This is a genomic window from Patulibacter sp., assembly GCF_030655195.1.
Taxonomy (GTDB): domain Bacteria; phylum Actinomycetota; class Thermoleophilia; order Solirubrobacterales; family Solirubrobacteraceae; genus Patulibacter.
Genome location: NZ_JAURWA010000176.1, coordinates 63,774 through 72,842 on the forward strand (window position 1 = coordinate 63,774; position 9,069 = coordinate 72,842).

Sequence of the window (9,069 nt, forward strand, 5' to 3'; positions counted from 1 at the left end):
CTAGCGGTCCTGCAGGGCCGCGTGGCCCTCGGCGATCGTGAAGCGCTTCTCGTACAGCGCCTTGCCGGTGATGACGCCCCCGAGGTTGACCAGGCGTGCCTGCGCGAGCTCGCGCAGGTGGTCCGCGGTGCCGATGCCGCCCGAGAAGATCCACGAGCCGCGGACCGCCTGCGAGATCCGGCGGACCTCGTCCATGTCCGGGCCCTGCTCGAGGCCGTCGCGGTCGGCGTTGGTGTAGACGAACCGTCGCACGCCGCGCTGCTGCAGCCGGATGATCGCCTCGGCGCCGTCGATCTCGGTGGTCTCGAGCCAGCCCTTCGTCGCGACCTTGCCACCGCGCGTATCGACGGAGACCATCACGCGGTCGCGGTGGCTGCCCAGGACGGAGTCGAGGAAGTCCGGGTCGGTGATCGCGGCGGTGCCGAGGATCACCCGCTCGGCTCCCGCGGCGAGCGCCGCCTTGACGGACTCGATGTCGCGCAGGCCCCCGCCCCACTGGACCGGGACGTCGAGCTCCTCCGTGATGGCCGCGAGCTGGTCGAGGTGCGCGGGCGTGCCGGTCTTCGCCCCGTCGAGGTCGACGATGTGCAGGAAGCGTGCGCCGGCCTCGACCCAGGAGCGGGCGGCCTCGAGCGGGCTGTCGCGGTAGACGGTCGACTCGTCGAAGTCCCCGCGCACCAGGCGCACCGCCTGACCGTCGAGGATGTCGATGGCGGGGTACAGGATCACGTCGGTCACCTCGTACAGGCCACGGCGAACCCGCGCAGCACGCGCAGGCCGTCCGTGGACGACTTCTCGGGATGGAACTGGGCACCGTGGACGTGGCCGCGGCTGACCGCGGTCACGAACGGGGAGCCGTAGTCGCCGCGCGCGACGACGTCGGCGGGGTCCTCCGGCCGGGCCACGAAGGAGTGCACGTGGTAGAACGCCGCGCCGTCGGGCAGCCCGGCGCGCAGCGGCGACGTCGTGCCCTCCGACCAGGTGACGGAGTTCCAGCCGATGTGCGGGAGCTTCAGGCCGAGCGCCGGCGTCAGGCCCTGCACCGGTCCGGGCAGGAGTCCCAGGCCGGCGGCCCCGCCGCGTTCGTCGGAGCGCTCGAACAGCAGCTGCATACCGAGGCAGACGCCCAGCAGCGGTGTGCCGTCGGCGACCCGGTCCCGGACGACCTCGTCGAGGCCGGACTCGCGCAGCCGCCGGGCGCCCTCGGGGAACGCCCCGACGCCGCAGAGCACCAGGCCGTCGGCCGCGGCGATGGTCGCCCGGTCGTCGGTGACGACGGCGTCCGCGCCGGCGCGCTCCAGGGCCTTCTCGACGCTGCGCCGGTTGCCGACGCCGTAGTCGACGACGACGATCCGGGGCCGTGGACCGTCGCCGGGTGGACGCACGGAGGCGCCGGGGACGTCCGCTCCCACCGGTGCGGCGGCGGTGCTGCCCGGGCCGGCGGTGCGGTCGTCCTGCGCCGGGGCGGCGCTCATCCGGTGAGCGTCCCCTTCGTGGACGGGACGCCGCGCTCGTCCGGGTCGATCGACACCGCCACGCGCAGCGCCCGCGCGAGCGCCTTGATCCCCGCCTCGATCATGTGGTGCGCGCCGCGACCGACCTCGATCTCCAGGTGGATCGTCGACCGCGACGTGGCCGCGACGGCGCGGACGAACTCCTCGAGCAGCTCGTGCTCGAACCCGCCGGTCACCCCGGGCGGCAGCAGGCCGTGGTCCTCGAAGACGACGAACGGCCGGCCGGAGAGGTCGACGTGGCAGGTGGCCCGCGCCTCGTCCATCGGGATCGTCGCCGACCCGTAGCGACGGATGCCGACGCGGTCGCCGAGCGCCTCCGTCAGCGCCTGTCCCAGCACGAGACCGGTGTCCTCGACGGTGTGGTGGCTGCCCGTCTGCAGGTCGCCCTCGGCGGCGACGCGCAGGTCGACCCCGGCGTGGCGCGTGAAGAGCTCGAGCAGGTGGTCGAAGAAGCCGACGCCCGTCGTGCGCGTCCCGGTCCCCGAGCCGTCGAGGTCCAGCTCGAGCTCGATGCGCGTCTCGCCGGTCGAGCGCTGGATGGTGGCGGTGCGGGTCATCGGGACGACCCATTCTGCCGGGCGCGCATCGATGCCGCGTGCACCACGAAGCCCTCGGCGTCCGCGATGCGGATCCCGGCCCCCGCGAGCGCCGGACCGGCGTCGCCGAGGTGGACCTCGTTCATCGTCCGGCGGAAGGTCCGCGCGGACAGCGTCGATGCGTACCGGGCCGCGCCGTCCGTGGGCAGCGTGTGGTTGCTTCCGGCGACGTAGTCGCCGAACGCCGTCGCCCCGGCGGCACCGACGAACACGCACCCGGCGCTGCGGACGTCCCCGGCGAGCGGCTCGACGGTCGGTCCCACGAGCTCGAGGTGCTCGGCGGCGAAGGCGTCGGCCACGGCGAGGCCGACGACGGGGTCCGGCACGATCACGCAGGCGTAGGCGGCACCGGTCTGCTCGGTCGGCGCGCTGCCCCCGACACCCGGCTCCAGGAGCGCCCAGACCGCGTCCTGCAGGGCCGGGGCGTCCGTCACGAGGACGACGAGCGACCCGTCGCCGTGCTCCGCCTGGGCGGCGAGGTCGAGGGCGACGAGGTGCGGGTCGGCGCTGCCGTCGGCGAGGACGAGCAGGTCGCTGGGCCCCGCGAAGCCGTCGATGCCGACCTCCGCGGCCAGCTGGGCCTTGGCCTCCTGGACCCAGAGGTTGCCGGGACCGACGACGACGTCGACGCGGGCGACCGTCTCGGTGCCCAGGGCGAGCGCGGCCACGCCGTGCGCACCGCCGAAGCGGTAGACGCGGTCCGCGCCGGCCAGGCGGCAGGCCGCACGCAGGACGGGGTCGTCGGAGGGGGTGGCGACGACCACCTCGTCGACGCCGGCTGCCCGTGCGGCGACGACGCCCATGATCGCGGTCGACGGGTACGGCGCGCGGCCCCCGGGGACGTAGACGGCGGCGCGGCGGACGGGCACCTCGCGGACGCGGACGCGCTGCCCCTGCGGCAGGACGACGTCGCGGTCCTCGTGCACCGTGGCGGCGGCGACCAGGCCGACGTTCTCGATCGCGAGCTCCAGCGCGGCGCGCAGCTCGGGGTCCAGCCCGGCGACGGCGGCGTCGAGCTCGGCGTCCGGGACCACCAGCGGCTCCAGCGGCGCGTCACCGAAGCGGTCGAAGCGCCCGGCGTGCTCGAGGAGCGCGGCGTCGCCGCGGGCCCGCACGTCGGCGATCAGCGCGGCGACGCCCTCTGCGACGTGGCCGCCGCCGGGGACCAGCGCACGGATACGGGCCGCGGCGTCGGCGGCCTCGTCGACGCTGCCGACGCGGAGGCGCTCAACCGGCAACGAGAGCCTCCCGCAGGCGGTCGACGGCCTCGGCCTTGAGCCGGTGGGTCGCGGGGTTGGCGATGAGTCGCGCGGTCGAGGCGGCGATCTCCTCGCGGATCACGAGCCCGTTCTCGCGCAGCGTGGTGCCGGTGGCGGTGAGGTCGACGATCGCGTCGACCATGCCCGTCAGCGGGGCGAGCTCGACGGACCCGTTGACCTTGACGATCTCGGCCTGGCGGCCCGTCGCCTCGAGGTACCGGGTCGCGATCGTCACGTACTTCGTGGCCACCCGCATGACGCCGAGGCGACGGAGCGCCTCCTCGGCGGGGTCGGCGTCGCCGGCGATCGAGGCGAGCACCATGCGGCACGGCCCGAAGCCCAGATCGGCGAGCTCGACGACGTCGCGGGTCCGCTGCTCCATGAGGACGTCCTTGCCGGTGACGCCGATGTCGGCGGCGCCGCTCTCGACGTACGTCGGCACGTCCGAGGGCCGCATCGTGACGATGCCGGCGTCGTCGAACAGCAGCTTGCGGTCGTTCTCGCGCACCTCGCGCGTGTCGACCCCGACGCGGTCCAGGGCGTCGAGCGTCTCCCCCATCATCACGCCGCGGGGCACGGCGATGCGCAGGCCGAACGGGTTCACGACGGGACCTCGGTGGGCTTCGGGGGGCCGGGGACGGCGTCGAGACCGGGCGCCGGGGCGGGCAGACCGACGCGCCAGGAGCCGCGCGACTTGCCGACCAGCGCGGTGTGCAGCGCGTCGACGTCGAGCGCGAAGCCGACGGCGGGGAGCGACCGGCCGAAGCGGCCGAGCAGGTCGTCGTAGCGTCCGCCGCCCCCGATCGCGTGGCCCTGCCCCGGGGCGAAGACCTCGAAGACCGCCCCGGTGTAGTACCCGAGCTTCAGCGTGAGGCCCAGGTCGAGGATCAGCCGGGAGCGGACGTCGGCGTCGACCCCGTCGACGATCTGGCGCACGCCCTCCGTCGCCGCGATCGCCCGCGGGTCGGTCAGGGCGTCCAGCAGCTCCGGGCCGCCCCGCCGCGAGGCGAGGTGCAGCAGCATCGCCGCGGTCTCCCCGTCGACGGCGGCGCGGACCTCGCGCTCGAGCCCGACGAGGTCGCGGGTGGACAGCTCGTGCAGGATCGCCGCCCGGCGGGCCTCGTCGACGCCGGCACCGGCCAGCAGCTCGGGGAAGATCGAGGCGTCGCCGACGGCCACGCGGGCGTCGTCCAGACCCACGGCCTTCAGCGCGCCGACGAGCACGGTCAGCGCCTCGGCGGTGCCGTCGGGGGCCCCGGCGCCGACGAGCTCGATGCCGGCCTGCAGCACCTCGCGCGACTGGCCGCGTCCCGGGACGATGCTGCGGTAGCAGTGCGCCTGGTAGCTCAGGCGGATCGGCACCGGGGCGTCGGAGAAGCGGGCACTGACCAGGCGGGCGATCGGCACCGTCATGTCCGAGCGCAGGACGAGCGTCTCGCCGTGCTCGTCGACGGAGCGGAAGCGCGGGTCGGCCGCGCCGGCCCCGGCGCCGACCCCGGCGCGTTCGAGCACGGAGGCGTACTCGACCGACGGGGTCGAGACCTCGCCGTAGCCGTGGGAGGTGAACACGTCGCGGAGCGCGGCGACCACGCCGTGGCGCTCGCGCATCTCGTCGGGCAGCACGTCCCGCGTGCCGCTGGGGATCGGCAGCGTCATCGAGAGGGATCATCCCTGCTCTCGCCCGAGAGCGACGTGCGGTCCCGGCCGACCCGCACCGGCGCGCGGGTTCGGGTCCCCCGGCGGTGCGCGGATGCTCGCGCGCCGCGCTCGGGCGTGACCCTCCGGGTGCCCTGGGCCACGCCACACCCGAGGCGCGGCCCGCACCCGGGACGCCCGGGGCGGGAGCCGGGCCCCTCCGGCTCAGCCGATCGCGACCTCGGCGTCCTCGGGGACGCGCTCGATCGCCGCGCCGAGGTTGCGCAGGCGCTCGTCGATGGCCTCGTAGCCGCGGTCGATCTGGTCGACGTTGTGGATCGTGCTGCGGCCCTCGGCGCAGAGGGCCGCGATCAGCAGCGCCATCCCGGCACGGATGTCGGGAGAGGTCATCCGCTCGCCGTGCAGGCCGCAGGGGCCGGAGACGATCGCGCGGTGCGGGTCGCAGAGGGTGATGTCCGCGCCCATGCCGACGAGCTTGTCGGTGAAGACCAGGCGGTTCTCGAACATCCACTCGTGGATCAGCACGGAGCCCTTCGCCTGGGTGGCGAGGGCGACGGCGATCGACGTGAGGTCGGCCGGGAACGCCGGCCAGGGCCCGTCCTGGACCTTCATCTTGTGCTCGCCGACGTCGCGGGCCGTCCGCAGGTCCTGCCCGCCGGGGACGAGGACGGTGGTCCCGTCGATCTCCGAGTGCAGACCGATCTTGCCGAACACGAGGCGGATCATCCGCAGGTCGTCGGGGGCGACGTCCGTGATCCGGACCTCGCCGCCCGTCACACCGGCGAGCGCCATGAACGAGCCGATCTCGATGTGGTCGGGTCCGACGGTGTGGTCGCAGCCGGTGAGCTCGGCCTGGCCCTGGACGCGCAGGACGTTCGAGCCGATCCCGTCGATCGTGGCGCCCATGCTGACGAGCATGCGCGCGAGGTCCTGGACGTGCGGCTCGCAGGCGGCGTTGCCGATGACGGTGAGGCCGGGGGTCAGCGCGGACGCCAGCAGGGCGTTCTCGGTCGCCATCACGGATGGCTCATCCATGAAGATCTCGCCGGCGACGAGACCGCCGGCCGGGGCGGACATCTCGATGTCGCGGCCGAGGTCCAGCCGCGCACCGAGGGCCCGGAAGGCGTCGAGGTGCGGGTCCAGGCGGCGGCGACCGATGACGTCCCCGCCGGGCGGCGGCATCGTGCAACGGCCGAAGCGGGCGAGCAGCGGGCCGGCCAGCAGGAACGACGCGCGGATGCGCTCCGCGTCCTCGCGGCGAAGGCCGTCCTCGGCGCGCAGGCCGCCGGCGTTCAGCCGCACGGCGTGGTCGTCGAGCCACTCGACGGTGACGCCCAGCCCCTCGAGGAGGTTGATCATCGACTGCACGTCCCGGATGCGCGGCACGTTGCGGATGACGACGTCCTCGCTCGTCAGGACGCAGGCGGCGAGGATCGGCAGGGCGCCGTTCTTGTTTCCGGCGGGGCGGACGGTGCCCGAGAGGGGGCGACCGCCGTCGATTACGAACTTCTCCATGGGAACGGGGTCCGGTGTCGAGGCGCAAGCGGGGGCCGTTGCGCCCGCGATCGTCCGCCCACGGACCAGCGGGAGAGGCTAGCACCGCCCCGGCCCGCGGCCGGGGTGCCCGCGAGCCGGGGAGGGTCGACGCGGGGACGCTCCGGAGGTCGGTCACACGACGCGACGATCGGAGGGGCGGGACGGCTCGGGCCTGGGGATCCCGCCGCGTCGGCGCTACCCTCGAAGGACATGAGCGACTCCCTCACGATCACCATCCTCGAAGGCGACGAGACGGGTCAGGAGCTGCTGGATCAGTCGATCAGGATCTTCGACCGCGAGGTCCTGGGGTTCGACGTGCAGCTGGATCGCTACGACCTGGGCCTGGAGAAGCGGCGCGAGACGGGCAACCAGATCGTCCACGACGCCGCCAAGGCGATGCGCGAGAGCGGCCTGGGCGTCAAGGCCGCCACGGTGACGCCCGAGGGCAAGGACGACGTCGGCTCCCCCAACCGCATCCTGCGCGAGGAGGTCGACGGCAAGGTCATCATCCGCACCGGCCGCCGCATCCCGGGCGTGACGCCCGCGGCCGGCATCCACTTCCCGATCTCCGTCGTGCGCATGGCCGTCGACGACGCCTACGGGGCGAAGCAGTGGCGCGAGGGCGGCGAGGGCGAGCTCGAGGAGATCGCCTACCGCACCGAGAAGATCAACCGCGGGACCTGCCGCGCGGTCGCCGAGTACGCGTTCCGCACCGCGATCAAGATGCGCGGCCGGGTCTACGGCGGCCCCAAGTGGACCGTCTCCCCCGTCTACGAGGGGATGCTGAAGGAGGAGCTCGACCGCGCCGCGGCGGCCAATCCCGACGTGCGCTACCAGCCCGTGCTGATCGACGCGACCTACGCCGGCCTCGTCTCCGGCGACGCCGACGGACCGCTGGTCATCCCGGCGCTGAACCGCGACGGCGACTGCCTCTCGGACCTCGTCCTCCCGCTCTTCGGCTCGATCGCCGGCGCGGAGTCCACCCTCCTGGCGTTCGACACGGACTTCAGCCCGCGGGTGGCGATGGCCGAGGCGCCCCACGGCACCGCGCCGTCCCTGATGGGCAAGGACGTGGCCAACCCGATGGCGATGATCCTCGCCAACGCGGCCGTCCTGCACTACGGCGCCCAGATCCATGGCGTGGAGGCCGCGGACGTGGCCTCGCGCGCGATCTACGAGTCCGTCCTCGAGGGCGCGGCGGCCGGCGTCAAGACCTCGGACCTGGGCGGTTCGTCGTCGACGACCGAGGTCACCGACGACGTCATCGGCCGCGTCCGCACGAAGATCGACGTCTGGGCGTCGCTCGGCAGCCACTGAGACTCCGGGGGATCAGAGAGGTCCGCCGCCGGGCGACCGGCGCGGAGATCACCGCTCGCGACGGGCCTCCTGGCGGAGACGGTGCTCGTAGCCCCGGCGCTGCAGGACGAGCGTGAGCACGCCGGCGGCGAACATCAGGGCGACGTTGAGGACCAGCTGGGCCAGCGACCCCAGCGCACCGTCCGCATCCCCGTAGGCGACGGCCAGGCCGATGTTCGCGGCGGCGGGCAACGTCGTGACGCTCACGAGGACGCCGACCAGGGCCCCCGACTTCGCGGTGGTCATCGACAGGAGACCGGCAGCGCCGGCGGCCACGGCCACCACCACGCTGTAGGCGTCGGGACGGGCGATGGTCACCGCGAGGGACTGCGACACGTTCGAGAGCTCGTCGGGCCCGATCCCCACGACCTTGCCGATCCAGGCGAAGGCGAACGCCACGACCACCGCGAACGGCAGACCGACGGCCAGCGCGCGGGCGGACCGCCAGGCCAGACCGCCACGCAGATCCGCCAGCGCCACGGACGCGGCGGCGATCGGTCCGAACTCCGGACCGACGACCATCGCCCCGACCATGAGGACCGGACTGTCGAGGATCAGCGCGACGGTCGCCAGCACCGTGCCGAGGCCCATGAACCACAGGAACGAGCGCGACAGCTCGGCCGCCTCTCCGCTGCGTGCCTCCACGTCCTCCCACACCACACCGTCGGCGGAGCTCCCCCGCGCGCGCCGCTCCGCCTCCTCGGACGCCTGGTCCGCGGCCACGCCACCGTCCTCCAGGATGATGCCGCCCTGCAGATGGAGGTCGAGCTCGCGGAGCTGGTGCACGAGGACCGAGGCGTGCTCCTTGGGCACGTCCGCCGAGAACGCGTCCCCGTCCGGATCGAACGCGGCGTCGCGGTGTCGAACGACGTGCACCACGCACGGATCGTCGATGAGCACCGCGGCCACGTCGTCGACGAGCGCGCGCGGCACGGTCAGTCGGACGTGGATCACGCGGGCGAGCCTAGAGCACGCCGGCCCGCACGTCACCGACAGGGCGCTCCGATGCGGCCTGAAACGCAAAGCGCCCCGCCTTTCGGCGGGGCGCTTCACACACTAATTCCGGCGGCGACCTACTCTCCCAGGCCCTTGCGAGCCAAGTACCATCGGCGCTGAGGGGCTTAACTGCTCTGTTCGGAAAGGGAAGAGGTG

9 protein-coding genes and 1 rRNA gene are annotated in these 9,069 nt (G+C 73.9%); 1 reads left to right on the forward strand and 9 read right to left on the reverse strand.

What is annotated here, in order from left to right; genetic code table 11:
• The 7 genes from hisA to murA all read right to left on the reverse strand — a co-directional run bounded on the left by hisA (window position 1) and on the right by murA (window position 6,540).
• Window positions 1–738 carry a 1-(5-phosphoribosyl)-5-[(5-phosphoribosylamino)methylideneamino]imidazole-4-carboxamide isomerase gene (gene hisA, locus Q7T67_RS19130; RefSeq protein ID WP_304793632.1) on the reverse strand — a complete coding sequence of 246 codons (738 nt, stop codon included), beginning with the start codon at window positions 736–738 and terminating at the stop codon, window positions 1–3.
• Complete coding sequence (gene hisH / locus Q7T67_RS19135; RefSeq protein WP_304793634.1) at window positions 735–1,475, reverse strand: imidazole glycerol phosphate synthase subunit HisH; 741 nt, start codon at window positions 1,473–1,475, stop codon at window positions 735–737. The genes hisA and hisH overlap by 4 nt, the downstream gene beginning before the upstream one ends.
• Window positions 1,472–2,071 (reverse strand): imidazoleglycerol-phosphate dehydratase HisB, encoded by a 600-nt coding sequence (gene hisB, locus Q7T67_RS19140; protein ID WP_304793637.1) that lies wholly within the window; start codon window positions 2,069–2,071, stop codon window positions 1,472–1,474. Before hisB ends, hisH begins: the two co-directional genes overlap by 4 nt.
• Window positions 2,068–3,348 (reverse strand): histidinol dehydrogenase, encoded by a 1,281-nt coding sequence (gene hisD / locus Q7T67_RS19145; RefSeq protein WP_304793640.1) that lies wholly within the window; start codon window positions 3,346–3,348, stop codon window positions 2,068–2,070. Before hisD ends, hisB begins: the two co-directional genes overlap by 4 nt.
• Window positions 3,338–3,973, reverse strand: coding sequence for an ATP phosphoribosyltransferase (gene hisG / locus Q7T67_RS19150; RefSeq protein WP_304793643.1), 636 nt, complete (start codon window positions 3,971–3,973; stop codon window positions 3,338–3,340). Before hisG ends, hisD begins: the two co-directional genes overlap by 11 nt.
• Window positions 3,970–5,025: an ATP phosphoribosyltransferase regulatory subunit gene (locus tag Q7T67_RS19155; RefSeq protein ID WP_304793646.1), complete on the reverse strand. Its 1,056-nt coding sequence runs from the start codon at window positions 5,023–5,025 to the stop codon at window positions 3,970–3,972. Before Q7T67_RS19155 ends, hisG begins: the two co-directional genes overlap by 4 nt.
• 204 nt (window positions 5,026–5,229) lie before the next feature.
• Window positions 5,230–6,540, reverse strand: coding sequence for a UDP-N-acetylglucosamine 1-carboxyvinyltransferase (murA, locus tag Q7T67_RS19160; protein ID WP_304793649.1), 1,311 nt, complete (start codon window positions 6,538–6,540; stop codon window positions 5,230–5,232).
• 231 nt (window positions 6,541–6,771) lie between these two features.
• On the opposite strand from murA, the gene Q7T67_RS19165 reads away from it, so the two are divergent.
• Window positions 6,772–7,878: an isocitrate/isopropylmalate family dehydrogenase gene (locus Q7T67_RS19165; RefSeq protein WP_304793650.1), complete on the forward strand. Its 1,107-nt coding sequence runs from the start codon at window positions 6,772–6,774 to the stop codon at window positions 7,876–7,878.
• A 48-nt stretch (window positions 7,879–7,926) separates the two neighbouring features.
• On the opposite strand, the gene Q7T67_RS19170 is transcribed toward Q7T67_RS19165, so the two are convergent.
• On the reverse strand, window positions 7,927–8,871 hold the full coding sequence (locus Q7T67_RS19170) for a DUF389 domain-containing protein (protein ID WP_304793653.1): 945 nt from the start codon (window positions 8,869–8,871) through the stop codon (window positions 7,927–7,929).
• Window positions 8,872–8,977: 106 nt separating this feature from the next.
• Window positions 8,978–9,069, reverse strand: a 5S ribosomal RNA gene (gene rrf, locus Q7T67_RS19175); the annotation flags it as partial.